Origin of the sequence: Tistlia consotensis USBA 355 (assembly GCF_900177295.1) — a bacterium.
GTDB lineage: Bacteria > Pseudomonadota > Alphaproteobacteria > Kiloniellales > DSM-21159 > Tistlia > Tistlia consotensis.
In genome coordinates, this window is record NZ_FWZX01000012.1 from 24,532 (window position 1) to 41,907 (window position 17,376).

At 72.0% G+C, this 17,376-nt stretch carries 14 protein-coding genes; 5 read left to right on the forward strand and 9 right to left on the reverse strand.

The window, feature by feature from the left end; genetic code table 11:
* Positions 1 to 140 precede the first annotated feature (140 nt).
* Both B9O00_RS33505 and B9O00_RS15290 read right to left on the reverse strand, forming a co-directional pair.
* Positions 141 to 1,217: an ABC transporter ATP-binding protein gene (locus B9O00_RS33505; protein ID WP_085123562.1), complete on the reverse strand. Its 1,077-nt coding sequence runs from the start codon at positions 1,215 to 1,217 to the stop codon at positions 141 to 143.
* A 104-nt stretch (positions 1,218 to 1,321) separates the two neighbouring features.
* The gene (locus B9O00_RS15290) at positions 1,322 to 2,527 is read right to left on the reverse strand and encodes a hydantoinase/carbamoylase family amidase (protein WP_085123563.1); all 1,206 of its coding nucleotides are present in this window, start codon (positions 2,525 to 2,527) and stop codon (positions 1,322 to 1,324) included.
* Between the two features lie 191 nt (positions 2,528 to 2,718).
* On the opposite strand from B9O00_RS15290, the gene B9O00_RS15295 reads away from it, so the two are divergent.
* Both B9O00_RS15295 and B9O00_RS15300 read left to right on the forward strand, forming a co-directional pair.
* Positions 2,719 to 3,531, forward strand: coding sequence for a class II aldolase/adducin family protein (locus tag B9O00_RS15295; RefSeq protein ID WP_085123564.1), 813 nt, complete (start codon positions 2,719 to 2,721; stop codon positions 3,529 to 3,531).
* Positions 3,532 to 3,702: 171 nt separating this feature from the next.
* Positions 3,703 to 4,371: a dienelactone hydrolase family protein gene (locus B9O00_RS15300; RefSeq protein ID WP_085123565.1), complete on the forward strand. Its 669-nt coding sequence runs from the start codon at positions 3,703 to 3,705 to the stop codon at positions 4,369 to 4,371.
* Between the two features lie 19 nt (positions 4,372 to 4,390).
* Here the strand turns inward: B9O00_RS15300 and B9O00_RS15305 are convergent, their stop codons facing one another.
* On the reverse strand, positions 4,391 to 4,816 hold the full coding sequence (locus tag B9O00_RS15305) for a hypothetical protein (protein WP_085123566.1): 426 nt from the start codon (positions 4,814 to 4,816) through the stop codon (positions 4,391 to 4,393).
* 123 nt (positions 4,817 to 4,939) lie between these two features.
* Here B9O00_RS15305 and B9O00_RS15310 point away from each other — a divergent pair, with 123 nt between their 5' ends.
* Positions 4,940 to 5,509, forward strand: coding sequence for a LemA family protein (locus B9O00_RS15310; RefSeq protein WP_085123567.1), 570 nt, complete (start codon positions 4,940 to 4,942; stop codon positions 5,507 to 5,509).
* Between the two features lie 8 nt (positions 5,510 to 5,517).
* On the forward strand, positions 5,518 to 7,515 hold the full coding sequence (locus tag B9O00_RS15315; RefSeq protein ID WP_143596248.1) for a DUF2207 domain-containing protein: 1,998 nt from the start codon (positions 5,518 to 5,520) through the stop codon (positions 7,513 to 7,515).
* 10 nt (positions 7,516 to 7,525) lie between these two features.
* On the opposite strand, the gene B9O00_RS15320 is transcribed toward B9O00_RS15315, so the two are convergent.
* From B9O00_RS15320 to B9O00_RS15340, 5 genes are all read right to left on the reverse strand, one after another.
* Complete coding sequence (locus tag B9O00_RS15320; RefSeq protein WP_085123569.1) at positions 7,526 to 9,970, reverse strand: GcvT family protein; 2,445 nt, start codon at positions 9,968 to 9,970, stop codon at positions 7,526 to 7,528.
* Between the two features lie 21 nt (positions 9,971 to 9,991).
* A complete protein-coding gene (locus B9O00_RS15325) occupies positions 9,992 to 10,888 on the reverse strand; it encodes a choline/ethanolamine kinase family protein (protein WP_085123570.1) in 897 nt (298 codons plus the stop codon).
* A gap of 3 nt (positions 10,889 to 10,891) precedes the next feature.
* Positions 10,892 to 12,904 carry an ABC transporter permease gene (locus tag B9O00_RS15330; protein ID WP_085123571.1) on the reverse strand — a complete coding sequence of 671 codons (2,013 nt, stop codon included), beginning with the start codon at positions 12,902 to 12,904 and terminating at the stop codon, positions 10,892 to 10,894.
* Positions 12,901 to 14,079 (reverse strand): quaternary amine ABC transporter ATP-binding protein, encoded by a 1,179-nt coding sequence (locus B9O00_RS15335; RefSeq protein WP_085123572.1) that lies wholly within the window; start codon positions 14,077 to 14,079, stop codon positions 12,901 to 12,903. The genes B9O00_RS15330 and B9O00_RS15335 overlap by 4 nt, the downstream gene beginning before the upstream one ends.
* Positions 14,080 to 14,181: 102 nt before the next feature.
* Positions 14,182 to 15,147 carry an ABC transporter substrate-binding protein gene (locus B9O00_RS15340; RefSeq protein WP_085123573.1) on the reverse strand — a complete coding sequence of 322 codons (966 nt, stop codon included), beginning with the start codon at positions 15,145 to 15,147 and terminating at the stop codon, positions 14,182 to 14,184.
* A 348-nt stretch (positions 15,148 to 15,495) separates the two neighbouring features.
* Here B9O00_RS15340 and B9O00_RS15345 point away from each other — a divergent pair, with 348 nt between their 5' ends.
* The gene (locus B9O00_RS15345; protein ID WP_085123574.1) at positions 15,496 to 16,260 is read left to right on the forward strand and encodes a DeoR/GlpR family DNA-binding transcription regulator; all 765 of its coding nucleotides are present in this window, start codon (positions 15,496 to 15,498) and stop codon (positions 16,258 to 16,260) included.
* A 182-nt stretch (positions 16,261 to 16,442) separates the two neighbouring features.
* Here B9O00_RS15345 and B9O00_RS15350 read toward each other — a convergent pair whose 3' ends face one another.
* The gene (locus B9O00_RS15350) at positions 16,443 to 17,357 is read right to left on the reverse strand and encodes a choline/ethanolamine kinase family protein (protein ID WP_200808528.1); all 915 of its coding nucleotides are present in this window, start codon (positions 17,355 to 17,357) and stop codon (positions 16,443 to 16,445) included.
* Between the last annotated feature and the right edge of the window lie 19 nt (positions 17,358 to 17,376).

The following is a 17,376-nucleotide window of genomic DNA, read 5'->3' on the forward strand; positions in this document are numbered from 1 at the left end:
ACCTCGCGCCTCTTCTCCCCAATGGCTTCATCCTGAGCGTGTCGAAGGGTGAAGCCATTCCGGCACGGGCAGTGCCAGTTTCGCTCCGCCGTTCGACAGGTTCAGGACGAAGCGAAGGGGAGAAGACGGCGGCGCGCCTCTCACGCCGGCAAGGCCGGGCGCTCGGCCCCAGCCGCCACCCCCGACGGCGCCACCCCCGACGGCGCCACCCCCGACGGCGCCACCGCGCCGCCGCGCAGCACGCCCACCACGAGGCCGTAGGAGACGCAGGCGTTGGAGAGCATGCGGTAGAAGGTGATCAGCTGGTCCCAGGGGTCGGAGAGCTTCTGGAAGCCGGAGATGAAGACGACCAGCGTGCCGACCTCGGTGCGCCCCTGGATGACCAGCCAGCCGCCGACCGACAGCACGACGATCGGCCCGAGCGCGTCGAGGAAGTTGCCGAGGAAGGTCAGGAAGTACTTGCGCAGATAGATGCGGATCCGCGTCGCGTAGATCTGCTCGATCAGCCTGAGCGCCCGCTCGGCGTGGGTCGAGCGGCCGGCCTCCGGCGCCTCGATCCAGTGCGCCGCGGCCTCGTGGCCGAGCCGGCGGACCAGGTTGGTGCGGGCCCGCGCCAGGCGGTTGATGGCGTGCTGGACCCGCGGCACGACGATGCCCTGGGGCAGGTAGATCAGCATCGCCAGCACGGCGATCAGCGGCTGGACCCAGAGCAGGTAGCCGGCGACGACCAGGATCGTGCCGCTCTGCAGCAGCGGCACCGACAGGCTTTCGCTGGCGAAGCCGGCAACATCCTCGGCCTCGGCCGCCAGCACGGAGACGATCGTGCCCTCGTCGACCGGCGAATCGCCCGCGCCGTCAACCACCAGGGTATCGGGCGGCGGCCCGGCGGTTGACGGCCCGTCCGACTCCGGACGCGGCGCGCAGTCGATCAGCAGGCGCCGGCGCAGGTCGCGCGCGACGTCCTCCAGCACCCGTCCCTTGTGCTGGTTGAGGACGTACTTCAGGCCGCCCTGGACCAGGATCACCGACAGGTAGGCGCCAGCCAGCAGGGCCAGCTCGCCGAGGTCGCCCTTGACGATGGCGCGGTCGACGATGCGGCGCTGCACCTCGAGCGGCACCATGGCGAGCGGCACGATCAGGCCGGTCAGCAGCAGGATCAGGACCTGGCGACGCCGCGTGGTCTGCCAGATGTAGCGGTAGAGAGAGGCCGGACGCATGGCCGAGCAACCTTCCCGGCCGACCGCAGCGGCCGGCCCGACGGCTCCTGCTTAGGCGGGTTTCACGGGACCGCCATTGATCTGCAACAATCGCCCTTGTGCCGCTAGACGGCCGTCGCCGCCGCGGCCAGCACCCGGGCGCCGAGCACCAGGTCGTCGTGCGCCGTGTCCTCCTCGAAGGAGTGGCTGATGCCGCGCTTCGAGGGCACGAACAGCATGGCCGCCGGCAGCAGGTGCGAGACGTTGGCGGCGTCGTGCAGGGCGCCCGAGGGCATACGCCGCCAGAGGCCGGGCGCGAGCTGCCTGGCCGCCTGCTCGATGCGCGCCGCCAGCGCCGGTTCCATGCGGGTCGGCTCGATCGCCGCGTAGGCCGAGCGCGTGCAGCCGAGGCCGCGGGCGCCGGCGACCTCCTCGGCGGTCGTGCGGATCACCGCCTCCATGCGGTCGAGGCGCCCGACCTCGGCGTCGCGCCACTGCACCGTGCAGTCGACGCGCCCCGGCACGATCGAGGAGGCGTTGGGATGCAGCGCGACATGGCCGATGGTCCAGACCGTCGCCAGCGTGACGAGCGGCGCGAGCCGCACGTTGAGCAGGGTCACGAACTCGGCGAGGCCCTGGAAGGCGTCGCGGCGGAGACGCATGGGCGTCGTGCCGGCGTGGTTCTGCTGGCCCTCGAAGCGGTAGCGCTCGCTGCGGATGCCGACGATGTTCTCGACCACGCCGATCCGGCCGCCCTCGCTGTCGAGCACCGGGCCCTGCTCGATATGGGCCTCGACGAAGGCGGTGAAGCGGTCCGGCGCGACGAAGGCGCCGCCGTCGAGCGCGGCCATGGTCCGCCGCGCCTCGGCCAGGGTCGTGCCCTCGTCATCGGTCATCTCGTCGGCCCGGTCGAGCGGCATCAGGCCGGCCCAGATGCGGCTGCCGGTCAGGGTCGTGAAGCGGCCCTCCTCGTCCTGGAAGGAGACCGCGGCGACCGGCGGCCCGCCGCACTCCAGGCTGGCGCGCGCGACCTCCAGGGCGGCGATCACGCCATAGGCGCCGTCGAGCCAGCCGCCCTCGGGCTGGCTGTCCGAATGCGAGCCCATCAGCAGGCAGGGCGCCGAGCCCGGCGGCAGGCCGAAGAGGTTGCCGACGGGATCGAAGACCGGCTGCAGGCCGGCCTCGGCCATGCGCCCGGCCAGCCAGCGCCGCGCCGCGACGTCGGCCTCCGAATAGGCCGGCCGGACCACGCCGCTGCCGCAGCGCCCGAAGGAGCGCAGGGTCTCCAGGTCCTGGAGCAGGCGCTCGGGCTGGATCGCGATCTCGGTCATGGCGTCGGTCCTTCCTGTCTCTCGGGACGTGTCTGGCGGGCGGTGTCTGGCGGGCGCTATGCCTCTCGGGCAAGGCCGCTGCCCCTCTTTGGCCCGTCGCCAGGGCCCGCCGCAACCCGTAAGCTGACGCCCAGGCAGAAGAACGCCCGGTTCCGGGGGGCGCCGCGCAGCCAAGGGAGACGAAGACCGCCATGCTGGACCTCGGCAATCGCCAGTCGATCTATCAGCCCGAGCAGCCCGACCTGAAGTTCCCGAGCATCCCGGAGTTCGAGACCGCCGCCGAGGAGCGGCTCTACCGCAAGCAGCGCCTGGTCGCCGCCTGCCGCGCCTTCGCCCAGGCCGGGCTCGACTACGGCTTCGCCGGCCACCTGACGATCCGCGATCCGGAGCGGCCGGAGCTCTACTGGACCAACCCGATGGCCGTGCACTTCGACCGGGTGACGCTGTCGAACCTGATCCTGGTCGACCACGACGGCCGCGTCGTCGAGGGCGAGCACGCGGTCAACCGCGCCGGCTTCGTGCTGCACGCGGCGGTCCACGAGGCGCATCCCGACATCCTGGCGATGTGCCATGCCCACACGCTCTACGGCGTCGCCTTCGCCGCGCTCGGCCGGCCGCTGGCGCCGATCTCCCAGGACGCCTGCGCCTTCTTCGAGGACCACGTGGTGATCCAGGAGGAGGCCGGCGCCGTCGCCGTCGAGACCAAGGCCGGCCCGAAGGTCGCGGCCGCCTTCAAGGGCGTCAAGGCGGCGATCCACCAGAACCACGGCCTGCTGACCGCGAGCCGCCACTCGATCGATGCCGCCGCCTTCTGGTTCATCGCCCTGGAGCGCTGCTGCCACCAGCAGCTGATGGTCGAGGCGACCGGCCACAAGCCGGTGCTGGTGCCGCCCGAGCGCGCCCGCTACAGCCGCGAGCACGTCGGCAGCGAGTACATCGGCTGGCTGCACTTCCAGCCGATCTACGAGCAGCTCGCGGCGAGCCAGCCGGAGATGTTCCTCTGAGGGACGGCGGGGGGTGTGGCGTCACGCCCCTCGACAGGCTCGGGACGAAGCCGACGTAGGAGCAGGCGGCCAGAGAGCTCGACGAGCTCCGCCTGCCGCTTCGTCCCGAGCCTGTCGAGGGACGTGGAAGCGCGGGCCGCAATCGAAGACACCGAAAGGGAGGCGATCAGCATGGGCGAGAAGGTTCGGATCGAGCGCAGCGACGGCACGGCCTTCGGCGGCTGGCTGTCGGAGCCGGCGGGCCAGGCGCGCGGCAACGTCGTGCTGCTGCAGGAGATCTTCGGCGTGAACCATCAGATGCGCGGGCTGTGCGAGACCTACGCCGCCGAGGGCTACCGCGCCCTCGCCCCCGCCCTCTTCGACCGGGTCGAGCCCGACGTCGACCTCGGCTACGAGCCCGACGACCGCGCCAAGGGCATCGCGCTGATGCAGGCGCTGGCCCAGGACGACGTCGTGGCCGACATCGGCGCCGCCCTGGCGGCCCTGCCCGCGGCGCCCACTGCCGTGATCGGCTTCTGCTGGGGCGGCCGGCTGGCCTGGGCCTCGGCCGGAAAGCTCGGCGACCGCCTGGCCTGCGCCGTCGGCTACTACGGCGGCGGCATCGCCAAGCAGCTCGACCTGAAGCCCCGCTGCCCGGTCCAGCTGCACTTCGGCGAGACCGATCAGAGCATCCCGCTGTCGGACGTCGAGGCGATCCGCGCCGCCTATCCCGAGCTCGAGCTCCACGTCTATCCCGGCGGCGGCCACGGCTTCGCCAATGCCGAGCGCTCCTCGTTCCATCGGGAGAGCAGCGACCTCGCCTTCGAGCGGACGCTGGCGTTCCTGGCCGGGCACCTCTGAGGGACCGGCCGGCGGCGCCTCACCAGAGCCGCGCCGTCGGCTCCGGCCAGAAGCGCCAGAAGCCGAGGGCGGCCAGGCTGCAGAAGGCGGCGAGGCCGACCCAAACGGTCAGCGGCCCGGCCCGGTCCGGCAGCGAGGGATCGAAGGGCGCGACCAGCCTCTGCGCGCCGGCCAGCAGGACGACGATGCCGGCGCCGGCGACCAGCATCGGCAGGAAGGCGGTCAGGCCGCCCAGGCCGAAGGAGCCGGGCGTATGGCGCCAGAGCCGGGTGAAGCCCTCGGTCACCAGGGTGCTGGCCAGGGGCAGCGCCAGCACGTAGAGCGCCGCGGCGTTCGGCACGACCCCCAGGCCGACCAGGCGGACGGCGAAGAAGCCGGACGCGGCGCCGAGCAGATAGCCGGCCGCCATCAGCGCCAGCTGGAAGGCCATCTCGACCCAGTCCATGCGTCCTCTCTCGCCCGGTCCAAGCCCACAGCCGGGCTGTGGAATTGACAACTTGACGCAGGCTCTCGCACGGCCGACCCTCGCCCCGCAAACGAAAAGCTGCGCAGACATGGGGTCCGCGAGATGAGTTCCCTGCTCTGGATCCTGCTGGCCCTGGCGGTCCTGGTCGGCGGCTGGATCGTCGTCGCCTACAACCGCCTGGTCGCGGCCCGGCAGCGCAGCCGCGAAGGCTGGAGCGGCATCGACGTCCAGCTGAAGCGGCGCTCCAACCTGGTGCCGAACCTGGTCGCCACGGTGAAGGGCTACGCCTCGCACGAGGCCGGCGTGCTCAAGGACGTCACCGAATCGCGCGCCCACGTCCAGGCCAGCGAAGGTGCCGGAGCCGGCGTCGGCGCGCGCCAGCAGGCCGAGGGCGAGCTGTCGAGCGCCCTGGGCCGGCTCTTCGCCGTCGCCGAGAACTATCCCGACCTCAAGGCCGACTCGAGCTTCCTGGAGCTGCAGCGCAACCTGGCCGCGCTGGAAGACCAGATCCAGATGGCGCGGCGCTACTACAACGGCTCGGTGCGCGAGCTGAACACGCGCATCGAGTCCTTCCCGAGCAACCTCGTGGCCCGCCGCTTCGGCTTCCAGCCGGCCGAGTACTACGAGGTCGAGCACGCAGGGGACCGCCTCCTCCCCAAGGTCGCCTTCTGAGAGGCCGCGTGACCCGCCCGCCCGCCAGCCGCACCGGGCTGCGCCGAGCCGGCCTGGCGATCGCCGCCCTGGTCGCGCTGCTGCCCGCCCTCGCCGGCCCGGCGACGGCGGCCGAGCGCGAGCGGATCACGGCCTTCCAGTCGGACATCCGCGTCGAGCAGGGCGGCACGCTCGACGTCGTGGAGACGATCGACGTCGTCGCCGCGAACGACCAGATCCGCCACGGCATCTATCGCGACTTCCCGCTGCGCAGCCTGACGGCGACCGGCTTCAACTACCTGGTCGGCTTCGAGATCACCGGCGTCGAGCAGGACGGTGCGCCGGTGCCCTATTCCACGGAAGACCTCGATGCCGGCATCCGCATCTACGTCGGCGCGGCGAACCGGCTGGTCCGACCCGGCCCCCATCGCTACCGGATCGCCTATCGCACCGACCGGCAGCTGCTGTTCCGCGACGGCGAGGACGAGCTCTACTGGAACGTGACCGGCGACGCCTGGGCCTTCCCGATCGAGCGGGCGGCCGTGACGGTGGCGATCCCCGGTGGCCTGACCGCGCTCCGGCTCGCCGGCTACACTGGCCGTCGCGGCGAAGCCGGCCGGGACTTCCGCACGACCGAGAGCCGCCCGGGCGAGGTCCGCCTGGAGACGACGCGCAGGCTCGCGCCCGGCGAGGGCTTCACCGTCGCGGTAGTCTGGCCGGCCGGCGCGGTCGAGCCGCCGAGCGCGGCGCAGGAGCGGCTCGGCTGGCTGCGCGCCAACATCGGCCCCGCCGTCGGCGCGCCGCTCACGCTCTGCCTGCTGCTCTACTTCCTGCTGATGTGGCACCGGGTCGGGCGCGATCCGGCGAAGGGCGTGGTGATCCCGCTGTTCGAGGCGCCGCGCGGCCTGTCGCCGGTCGGCGCCGGCTATGTCTGGCACGCCGGCTTCGCCGACGCCTTCTCCGGCACCCGCGCCCTGACGGTCGCGCTAACCAGCCTCGCGACCAGGGGCCTGCTGCGCTTCGAGGAGGACAAGCGGCTCTTCACCCTCGAGCGCACGGACAGGCCCGAGGGCACGGGGCAGGCCGGCCTGCCGCCGGGCGAGCGGGCGGTGCTGCACTCGCTGTTCCCCAAGACAACGAGCGGCTCGATCACCTTCGGCAAGCGCTACGAGCCGCGGATGGACGCGGCGCGCTCGGCGCTGACCGATGCCTTCGACGGCGAGTTCGCCCGGACCTTCTTCCGGGCCAACGGCCGCTACTGGCTGCTCGGCGCCGCCCTCGCGGCGGTCACGGTGCTGGCGACGCTGCTGCCCGACATCAGGACCGAGGACTCGCTCGTCATGGTCCTGTTCCTGACGCCCTTCGCCGTCGCCTTCACCAGCGTCGCCGTCGGCTTCGTGGCCGCCGCGCTCAGCCAGCTCGGATCGGGCGGCTCCTGGACGCGCCGCCTGCCGAGGGCGGCCGGCCGGCTCGCCATCGCCGCGGTCTGCCTGCTGCCGCTCTTCCTGGTCTTCCTTCTGGGCGGCGAGGTCGTGCCGCCGGCGGCCCTGGCGATCGCCGCCGTCGCCGTGGTCGCGACGATCCTGTTCTTCTTCTGGATGAAGGCGCCGACGCGGATCGGCCGGCAGACGCTGGACGCGCTCGAGGGCTACCGCCTCTATCTCTCCGTCGCGGAGTCCGACCGGCTGAACCTGGCCGGCCGCGAGCCCGAGATCACCGAGGCCCTGTTCGAGCACCACCTGCCCTACGCCATGGCCCTCGGCGTCGAGCAGGAATGGAGCGACAAGGTCGAGGCGCGGCTGGCCGCGAGCCGGGGCGCCTCCGGCGGCGGCCGTTCCTACCGGCCCAGCTGGTACGACCGGCACGGCGCGACCTGGGCCGGCCCGGCGGCCGTCTCGAACGCGCTGTCCGGACGCCTCGTGAGCGCCGCCTCGACCGCCGCGACCCGGCCTTCGAGCAGCAGCGGCGGCTCCTCCGGCGGCTCGTCCGGCGGCGGCGGCGGGGGCGGCGGCGGAGGCGGCTGGTAGCCGGCCGGCCTCAGGCCTTCACCCGCTCCATCGTCGGATCGTAGAGCGGGCCCTCGTGGACCGCGCAGGCGACCTTCTCGCCGGCGACTTCCAGCTCGTAGCGGCCGGCCGACAGGAAGGCCCTGTCGATCGGCTCGGCGGAGCGGACGTAGCCGTAGCCGATGTTGGCGCCCACGGTGTAGCCCCAGCCGGCGCTGGCCAGGTAGCCGACCCGCTTGCCGTCGCGGTAGAGCGTCTCGCGGCCGAGCAGCACGACCGACGGGTCCTCGACGGTGAAGCAGGCTAGGCGCTTCCTCAGGCCGGCCTCGCGCTGGGCCAGCAGGGCCTCGCGCCCCAGGAAGGGCTGGTTGGACTTGAGCTTGACCGCGAAGCCGAGGCCGGCCTCGAGCGGCGTGTCGTCGCTGGTGATGTCGCTGCCCCAGGCGCGGTAGCCCTTCTCCAGGCGCAGGGACTCGATGGCCCGGTAGCCGCAGTTGGCGAGGCCGAGGTCGGCGCCGGCTTCGACCAGGCGATCGTAGACGGCCGCGGCGGTCTCGCTCGGCAGGTGCAGCTCCCAGCCGAGCTCGCCCTCGTAGGTGACGCGCAGCGCGCGCACCGGCGCGCCGCCGATCGGGAGATCCCGCCAGGTCGCGAAGGGGAAGGCCTCGTTCGAGAGGTCGGCCGCCGTCACCCGCGCCAGCAGCGCCCGCGCACGCGGCCCCATCACGGTCAGCACGGCATAGGCCGAGGTGACGTCGATCAGCTGGGCGTTGGCGCCCTCGGGAATGTTGCGCTCGATCCAGTCGAAGTCGCGGGTCGCGGCCCCGGTGCCGGTCACGATGTAGAAGCGGTCCTCGGCGAGCCGTGCGACCGTCAGGTCGCACTCGATGCCGCCGCGGCGGTTCAGGAGCTGGCTGTAGGTCAGGCGCCCGACCTCGCGGGCGACGTCGCCGGCGCAGATCCAGGACAGGGCCGAGGCGGCGTCGGGCCCGACCATCAGGAACTTGGCGAAGGAGGACTGGTCGAACAGCCCGACCCGCTCGCGCACCGCCCGGTGCTCCTCGCCGACGGCCTCGAACCAGTTCTGCCGGCCGTAGCTGTAGACGTCGGCCGCCGCCTCGCCGTCGCGGGCGAACCAGTTCGGCCGCTCCCAGCCGAGCTTCTCGCCGAACACCGCGCCGGCCGCCTTGAGGCGGCCGTAGAGCGGCGAGACCCGGGCCGGCCGGCCGCTCTCGTGCTCCTCATGCGGCCAGGCCATGGTGTAGTGCTTGCCGGTCGCCTCGACGGTGCGGGCACGCACCCATTCGGCGCTGCGGTGCGGTTGGCCGAAGCGGCGGATGTCGACGGCAGCGAGGTCCATCGGCGGCTCGCCGCGCGCCACCCACTCGGCCAGCGCCCAGCCGGCGCCGCCGGCCGCGGCGATGCCGAAGGCGTTGAAGCCGGCGCCGACGAAGAAGCCCCTGAGGCCCGGCGCCTCGCCGAGGATGAAGTTGCCGTCCGGCGTGAAGGACTCGGGGCCGTTGACGAACTGCCGCACGCCGGCCTCGGCCAGCTTCGGCACGCGGTGCAGGGCGCTCTCCATCAGCGGCTCGAACTGCTCGTAGTTCCAGTCGAGCAGCGAGAAGACGAAGCCCTCGGGAATGCCCTGCTCGGCCCAGGGCAGCGGCCTGTGCTCGTAGCCGCCCATGACCAGGCCGCCGACGTCCTCCTTGAAGTAGATCAGGCCGTCGGGGTCGCGCAGGGTCGGCAGCCCCGGCTCGACGCCCTCGATGCGCTCGGTCACCAGGTACTGGTGCTGCATCGAGGAGAGCGGCACCGAGACGCCGGCCAGGCGGCCGATGCCCGGCGCCCACTGGCCGGCGCAGTTGACCAGGCTCTCGCAGGCGATCTCGCCGGCGTCGGTGACCACGCCGACGACCCGGCCGCGCACGACCTTGATGCCGGTCACCGAGACGCCCTCGACGATGCGCGCGCCCTCGGCCCGCGCGCCCTTGGCCAGCGCCTGGGTCAGATCGGAGGGGTTGGCCTGGCCGTCGGTCGGCAGGTAGGCGGCGCCGACCAGGTCCTTCGTCTCCATGATCGGCCAGAGCTCGCCGGCCTCCTTCGGGCCCAGCAGGTGCATCTCCAGGCCGAAGGAGTGGGCGGTCGTCGCCTGGCGCCGGATCTCGGTCATGCGCTCGGCGTTGCAGGCGAGGCGCAGGCCGCCGTTCTGCTTGAAGCCGGTCGCCTGGCCGGTCTCGGCCTCGAGGCGGCCGTAGAGCTCGACCGAGTACTTGAGCAGGCGCGTGATGTTGGCGCTGGAGCGCAGCTGCCCGACCAGGCCGGCCGCATGGAACGAGGTGCCGCTGGTCAGCTTGTGCCGCTCCAGCAGCACGACGTCGCGGACCCCGGCGCGGGTCAGGTGATAGGCGGTACTGCAGCCGATGATGCCGCCGCCGATGACGACGACCTGGGCGGCGCTGGGAACCTCAACCATGGCGACCTCACGCGGTTTCTTCTAGTTGCGCTCGAAGGGCAGGAAGGCGGCCCAGGCGCGCTCGAAGCGCGCCAGGTTCTCGGCCGTGTAGGCGTCGAAATCGAAGTCGATGCCGGAGTGGATCTCCGAGACCATCGACCAGAGGCTCTCGCGCAGCAGCGAGGCCGCCTTCATGGCGGCGAGCGCCCGGCGGTCGTCACCGGTCGGCGCGCGCCCGAAGTAGAGGCCGAGCAGCAGCTCTTCCGCCTCGGGCGCCAGCTGGCTGTTCGACGACAGGCCGCCGAGATCGAAGAAGGGCGAGTTGAAGCCGGCGTAGTCCCAGTCGATCAGCCAGAGCCGCTCGCCGTCGTCGAGGAAGTTGGCCGGCAGCAGGTCGTTGTGGCCGAACACCACCTCGATCGGCCCGACCGCCCGCTCCAGCCGCTCGGCGCGCTCCAGGAGGTCGGCCAACAGCGGCACCCGCGGGCTGGCCGCGTCGCGCAGCACCCCGGCATAGCTGCGCAGGATGTGGAAGACCCAGAACATCAGCACCGGCCCGCGCAGGTAGCGGGTGATCTCGCGATGGCAGCGCCGGACCAGCGGCACGGCACGCTCCAGCATCGCCGGCTCGCGCAGGTCGGCCTCCGTGAGGCTGCGGCCCTCGACGAAGCGGATGACCAGCACGCCGGGCTCGGCATGGACCACGGCCGGCGAGATGCCCGCGGCCTCGGCGGCCCGGGCGGCGGCCAGCTCGTTGAAGCGCATCACGCCGTGCACCGGGATGTCGGCCCCGACGCGCACGAAGAAGCGCTCCGCGCCGTCCTCGACCAGGAAGTTCGTGTTGGTGATGCCGCCGGTGATCGGCCGCGGCTCGACCGGCCCCGACCAGAGCGAGAGGCCGGCGACGCGCGCCGCGGGGTCCCGGCTCGAAGCCACCATCGCCTAGGCCCTCTGCTCCATGCCCAGCTCCTCGCGGCGCCGGGCCGCCCAGGCGCCGATCAGGCGGTCGGCGACGATGGCGATGCAGGCGACGCAGAGGCCGGCGACCAGGCCGTGGCCGGTGTCGGCGCGGGTCAGGGCGATGTAGACCTCCTGGCCCAGGTCGCGGGTGCCGACCAGCGCCGAGATCACCAGCATCGACAGCGCCATCATGATCGTCTGGTTCACGCCCAGCATGATCTCGGGCAGGGCCAGCGGGATCTGCACCTTCCAGAGCAGCTGGCCGCGCCGGCAGCCGGCCATGCGCGCGGCCTCGACGATCTCGCCGGGCACGCCGCGGATGCCGTGGTCGGTGTAGCGCACGGCCGGCGCCACGGCGTAGGCGACGATCGCGATCATCGCCGAGAAGTCGCCGACCTGGAACAGCATGACGACCGGGATCAGGTAGACGAAGCTGGGCAGGGTCTGCAGCGTGTCGACCGTGTTCTGGGCGATCCGGTGGATGCGCTCGCTGCCGGCCGCCAGGATGCCGACCGGCAGGCCGATCAGCATCGCGACGACCACCGAGATGCCGCAGAGATAGGCGGAGATCATCGCCTTCTCCCAGTTGCCGGTGACCGCGACGAAGACCGCCAGCGCCGCGACCAGCGCCGCCAGGCGCGGCCCGCCGATGCGCCAGCCGGCGACCGCCAGCAGCAGCGCGACGCCCGGCCAGGGCAGGCCGACCAGGAAGCGCTTGAAGGGGATCAGGACGTAGATCAGCAGGCTCGACTTGACGGCGTCGAGGTAGGTGAAGAGGTGGACGTTGACCCACTCGACCAGCTTGTCGAAGAACGGCCCGGTGTTGACGGTCAGCGCGTCGGGGTAGTGGCGCAGCGCCGGCACCAGGAAGGCCAGCAGGTAGGCGCCGGCCAGGATGCCGAGGATGCCGATCAGGGTGCCGTGGCGGGCGACGAAGCCCCGGGCCCGCAACACGTGGACCGGCGTGGCGCCGCGGCTGGCGATCGCCTGGCCCAGCCGGTCGAGCGAGATCGCCAGCACGGTGATCGCCACGCCGGCCTCCAGGCCGGCGCCGATCGCCAGGCGCCGCAGCGCGGCCAGCACGTCGTGGCCCAGGCCGCCGGCGCCGATCATCGAGGCGATGATGACCATGTTGAGCGACAGCATGATCACCTGGTTGACGCCGACCATCAGGCCGTAGCGCGCCGAGGGCAGCAGCACCTTCCAGAGCATCTGCCGCTCTGTGCAGCCGGCCATGCGGCCGAACTCCACGACCTCGGCCGGCACCGCGCGCAGCGCCAGGATCGTGATGCGCACCATCGGCGGCAGGGCGTAGACGATCGTCGCGATCATCGCCGAGACCGGGCCGAAGCCGAAGAGGAACAGCACCGGGATCAGGTAGGCGAAGACCGGCACGGTCTGCATCAGGTCGAGGATCGGGGTCATCGCCCGCTCGACCTCGCGGTTGCGATAGCCGGCGATGCCCAGCAGCGCGCCGCCGACGATGCCGAGCGGCACCGCGACCAGGATCGAGGACAGCGTCACCATGGCGCTGTTCCACTGGCCGAAGACCACCAGGTAGCCGAAGCAGAGGCCGACCAGCAGCGCCAGCCGCCGGCCGCCGACCCGCCAGGACGCGAAGGTCATGGCGCCCAGCACGCCGAGCCAGGACAGCGGCGGCACCGCCAGGGTCGCGGCGCCGAGCGGCACCTCGAAGCCCCGCGACAGCAGGACCAGGCAGGCCTGCAGCGGCAGGTTCAGCACCCAGGCGATCGCCCGGGTGAACTCCTTGAAGGTGAAGAGGCCGAAGGTCGCGTCTCGGACCAGCCAGTGCATCGCGTCGCTGATCCAGTAGCGCAGCGGCACGATCCAGCCGTCGGGCCAGGCGACCAGCCAGGTCAGACGGCCGGCGGCGAGCCACAGGGCGACCAGCACGGCCAGCGCCGCGACCCAGGCCAGCAGGCCGGGGCGGCGCGGCACGGCCGGAGCCGTCGCCATCTCGCCGGTCACGGTCATTGCGCGGCCTTGACCCCACCCTCGCCGCCCGGCCCCGGCGCGGCCTCGCCGGGCGCCAGCACCTCCAGCACCTGGCCGGGCTCCAGCCGGCCGACCACCCGGCCGGCCTCGTCGACCACGGCGAAGGGCCGCTCGGCCCGGAGCACGCGGCGGGCGACCTCGCCGATGCGCGCCGCCGCCGGCAGCTCGCCGGCCAGCTCGCCGCCGGCGGCCCCGGAGCCGTCCGACTCAGGGCCTGCAGACTCGGGGCCTGCAGACTCTGGGACCGCCGACATCACCGAGCGCACGGACAGGACCTTGGCGCGCGAGACGTCGCGGGTGAACTCCGCGACGTACTGCGTCGCCGGGCTGGTCACCAGGTCCTCCGGCCTGCCGATCTGGACGATGCGGCCGTCCTTCATGATGGCGATGCGGTCGGCCAGGCGGATCGCCTCGTCGAAGTCGTGGGTGATGAACACGATGGTCTTGCGCAGCACCCGCTGCAGACGCAGGAACTCGTCCTGCATCTCGCGCCGGATCAGCGGGTCGAGCGCCGAGAAGGGCTCGTCGAGGAACCAGATCTCCGGCTCGACGGCGAGCGAGCGGGCGATGCCGACGCGCTGCTGCTGGCCGCCGCTGAGCTCGCGCGGGAAATAGCTCTCGCGGCCCTTCAGGCCGACCAGCTCGATGACCTCCAGGGCGCGGGCCTCGCGGGCGGCGCGCCCGACGCCCTGGACCTCGAGCGGGAAGGCGACGTTGCCGAGCACGGTCAGGTGCGGCAGCAGCGCGAAGTGCTGGAACACCATGCCCATCTTGTGCCGGCGGATCTCGGTCAGCTCGCGCTCGCTGGCGGCCAGCAGGTCGCGGCCCTCGAAGATCAGCTCGCCGGCGGTCGGCTCGATCAGGCGCGACAGGCAGCGCACGAAGGTCGACTTGCCCGAGCCGGACAGGCCCATGATGACGAAGACCTCGCCGTCGTGGATCTCCAGGCCGGCATCGCGCACCGCGCCGATCAGGCCGCCGGCCGCCAGCTGCTCGGAGGTCGGCGCGCCGCCGTGGCGCTCGAGGAAGCGTCGGCCGCCCTCGCCGAAGATCTTCCAGAGCCCGCGGCAGGTCAGCTTGACGCCGGCGGCCCCGGACGGTCCGGCTTCGGCCTGCGGCGGACGGGTCGCTGCGGCGACGGTCGGCGACGGCATGGCGGGAGATCCCTGGCTTCGCGATCGGGAGAGGATACGACAGAACGGCCGGCGGGCGCCCGGTACCGGCCCGGGCGCCCGCCGTTTCGGCGCCGCCGGCGCCTAGTCCTTCGGAAGCCAGGACTTCCAGGTGTCCTGGTTCTTGTCCATCCACTCCTGCACGACCGTCTCGACCGGCTGGCCGTCCAGGTCGACCTTGGCGATCATCTCGCCCATGGCCTGGTTGGTCATGGTGAAGTTGCGGATCGCCTTGTAGGCCGCCGGCCACTTCTTCTCGCCGCCGGCCCAGCCGACCGCCTTGATCCAGCCGTGCGGCTTGCCGCAGTCGAAGGCCTTGTCGGGGTTGCTGCCCCACTTCGGATCGTCGTAGCAGCCCGGCTCGTACTCGGGGAACTTGATCCACTCGCCCTTGTACTTGATGGGCAGCCAGTGCGGCGTATAGATCCAGGCCAGGATCGGCTGCTTGCGCTGGATCGCGGACTGCACCTCGGCGAAGAGGGCCGCGTCGGTGCCGGCGTGCACGACCTCGTAGTTCAGGCCCAGCGCCTCGACGCGCTCCTCGTCGTGGCCGCCCCAGGTGACCGGGCCGGAGAGATAGCGTCCCTTGGGCGAGGTCTCAGGGGTGGCGAAGATCTTGGCGCAGTCGTTCAGCGCCTTCCAGTCGGGCAGGCCCGGGCACTTCTCCTCGACGTACTTGGGGTACCACCACTCCTCCTTGGCCTGCATGCCGGTCTCGCCCAGGTCGACCGTGTCGCCGGTCTTCAGCGAGGCCTCCAGGGCGTCCTTGCCGGTGGTTTCCCAGATCTCCATGGCGACGTCGAGGTCGCCGCTCTCCAGGCCGGCGAACTGGGCCAGGTAGTCGGCCTGCACGTAGTCGACCTTGTAGCCCATCTTCTCCAGCACGCTGCCCATGATATGGGTGGTCAGGTACTGGCCGGTCCAGTCGTTGATGGTCATCTTGATCGGGTCGTCGGACTCCGGATAGCTGGCCGCGGACGCCGTCACCGCTGCCAGAGCGCCGGCGAGCAGGCACGCCCCGCCCACCAGCTTGCCAAGAGCATTCGCCATCGATCCATGCCTCCCTGTTGGTTGCGGTTCGGACAGGGCACCGCCGAAAGCCGTCCCGGATCCCCTTGTCGCGACCCCCTGGTCGCGGCGGCGTCCTCTCCCCTCGGCGCCCGCAGCCGGACGCCGTCGCATCAGAAATCCCGGGCGCGTCGGACTTTCTTGTCTTCGTTGCTGCGCGTCGGCCTTGCACACATCTCGAAGATGCGTTTGGCATCGCTCCCTAGGGCCTCCATGTTAGGCGGCCGGCCTTGCGGGCTGTCAACCGAAAACCACAAAATCCCACATAACCGGGTTGGAAGCCGCTCGAGGGGCGACTACCCTGGGTCGGAAGTCATCGGAGGACGAACGGTGCATCGCACGGCGCGTCAGAACGCCATCCTGGAAGCCCTCGACGGCAGCGGCTCGGCGACCGTCGCCGAGCTGACCCGGACGCTCGGCGTCTCCGACGAGACGATCCGGCGCGACATCAAGGCGATGGCCGGCAAGGGCCTGGTCGAGCGGGTGCACGGCGGCGTCATCCTGCCGGACATCCGGCGCGAGCCGGCCTTCCAGAAGCGCATGAGCCAGAACGCCGCCGCCAAGCAGGCGATCGCGCGCAGGGTCGCGGCCCTGGTCGAGAACGGCGACTCCCTGATGCTCGACACCGGCAGCACGACCGCCTACGTGGCGCGCGCCCTGGCCGACCACCGCGACCTCTTCGTCGTCACCAACAGCGTCGAGATCGCCCGCACCCTGGCCAACGGCAAGAAGGGCAACCGGGTCTATCTCGCCGGCGGCGAGCTGCGCGGCGACGACGGCGCGACCTTCGGGCCGAACGCCCTGGAGTTCGTCAAGCGCTTCCGGGCGCGCTTCGCGATCATCTCGGTCGGCGCGCTGCACCCGGACGAGGGCGTCATGGACTTCCACCTGCAGGAGGCCGAGTTCTGCCAGACGGTGATCGCCTGCGCCGCGCGGGTCGTCGCCGTCGCCGACGTCAGCAAGTTCCGCAACCAGGCGCCGGTCAAGGTCTGCGACATCGGCCGGCTCGACCTGCTGGTCACCGACCGGCCGCCGCCCGAGGCCTTCGCCGAGCGCCTGCGCGAGCAGGAGGTCGAGCTGCTGATCGCGGGGTGATTTTCCTGAATCCCCCTCTCTGCCCCTCTGGGGCGGAGAGGGCCGGGGAGAGGTGGGGCTGCCGAGCCTGCCAGAAGTGAAGGTGCCCGCCGTGACGACGGAATCCCCCACCTCTCCCTGCCCTCTCCGCCCCCAGGGGCGGAGAGGGAACCGTTAGAGAGAGGCGGAAAAGGGCCCCCCTCTCACCCCTCCTTCACGGCCTGCAGGCAGGGGCCGAACGCGGCGCTGCCCATCAGGGCCTTGCAGCGCTCGAAGCGGTTGATCGCGTAGGCCCAGAAGTCATCGGCCGGATTGCCGTTGGCGTGCTGGATCAGGCCCCAGAGCGTCCAGAGCAGGTCGCACATGGCCTTGTAGATCACCATGCGGCCGTGGACCGCCGGGCTCGCCGGGCCGCCGCACCAGGCCTCCAGCAGCTCCGCCTCGTGCCCGGCATCGAGGCCGGCCTCGACCGAGAGATCGCCGAGGTCCCAGAGCGGGTCGTTCATGCCGGAATACTCCCAGTCGACGATCCACATGCGCTCGCCGGTATCGAGGAAGTTCTCGCACAGGGGATCGCAGTGGCAGGGCCTGAGCGCCGCCGGCCGGGCGTCGAGCACGGCGCGCACCGCCCCGGCCTCGCGGACCACCTCGTGGTAGCCGTCGGGCAGCGCCGCACCGAGCTCCGCGAGGACCTTCAGGTAGCCGTCGATCATCGCGAAGAGCTCGAAGCGGAAGGCGAAGCGCTGGCCGCTGTCGTGGAGGCGCCGGAAGGCCCGCCCGGCCCGCGCCGCCGCGCCCGGCACGCTGCGGAAGCGCTCGGGCGTCATGGTCGCGGCGTCGACGTAGGGCATCAGCATCAGGCCGTCGGACTCGTCGAAGAACAGCACCTCGGGCGCGACCCCGGCGGCGGCGGCGGCGCGGGCGTTGACCGCCTCGACCTTGCGGTCGATGTAGGCCTCGGTGCCGGCGCCCGGCACGCGCAGCACGCAGTCCCGGCCGGCGCCGGTGACGCGGTAGACCAGGTTCGTCAGGCCGCCCAGGCGCTCGATCCCGAGGGCGTCCGGCGCCTGGCCCCGCAGCGCCGGGATCCGGGCGAGTTGCTGTTCCAGTTCGGCCACGATCGCCTCCTCTCTGCTG

Coding starts and splice junctions, on each gene's coding strand:
- B9O00_RS15305 (WP_085123566.1), bottom strand. CDS start 4,816: ATGGACTGGGTCGAGATGGCCTTCCAGCTGGCGCTGATGGCGGCCGGC.
- B9O00_RS15340 (WP_085123573.1), bottom strand. CDS start 15,147: ATGGCGAATGCTCTTGGCAAGCTGGTGGGCGGGGCGTGCCTGCTCGCC.
- B9O00_RS33505 (WP_085123562.1), bottom strand. CDS start 1,217: ATGCGTCCGGCCTCTCTCTACCGCTACATCTGGCAGACCACGCGGCGT.
- B9O00_RS15300 (WP_085123565.1), top strand. CDS start 3,703: ATGGGCGAGAAGGTTCGGATCGAGCGCAGCGACGGCACGGCCTTCGGC.
- B9O00_RS15310 (WP_085123567.1), top strand. CDS start 4,940: ATGAGTTCCCTGCTCTGGATCCTGCTGGCCCTGGCGGTCCTGGTCGGC.
- B9O00_RS15330 (WP_085123571.1), bottom strand. CDS start 12,904: ATGACCGTGACCGGCGAGATGGCGACGGCTCCGGCCGTGCCGCGCCGC.
- B9O00_RS15320 (WP_085123569.1), bottom strand. CDS start 9,970: ATGGTTGAGGTTCCCAGCGCCGCCCAGGTCGTCGTCATCGGCGGCGGC.
- B9O00_RS15325 (WP_085123570.1), bottom strand. CDS start 10,888: ATGGTGGCTTCGAGCCGGGACCCCGCGGCGCGCGTCGCCGGCCTCTCG.
- B9O00_RS15295 (WP_085123564.1), top strand. CDS start 2,719: ATGCTGGACCTCGGCAATCGCCAGTCGATCTATCAGCCCGAGCAGCCC.
- B9O00_RS15335 (WP_085123572.1), bottom strand. CDS start 14,079: ATGCCGTCGCCGACCGTCGCCGCAGCGACCCGTCCGCCGCAGGCCGAA.
- B9O00_RS15290 (WP_085123563.1), bottom strand. CDS start 2,527: ATGACCGAGATCGCGATCCAGCCCGAGCGCCTGCTCCAGGACCTGGAG.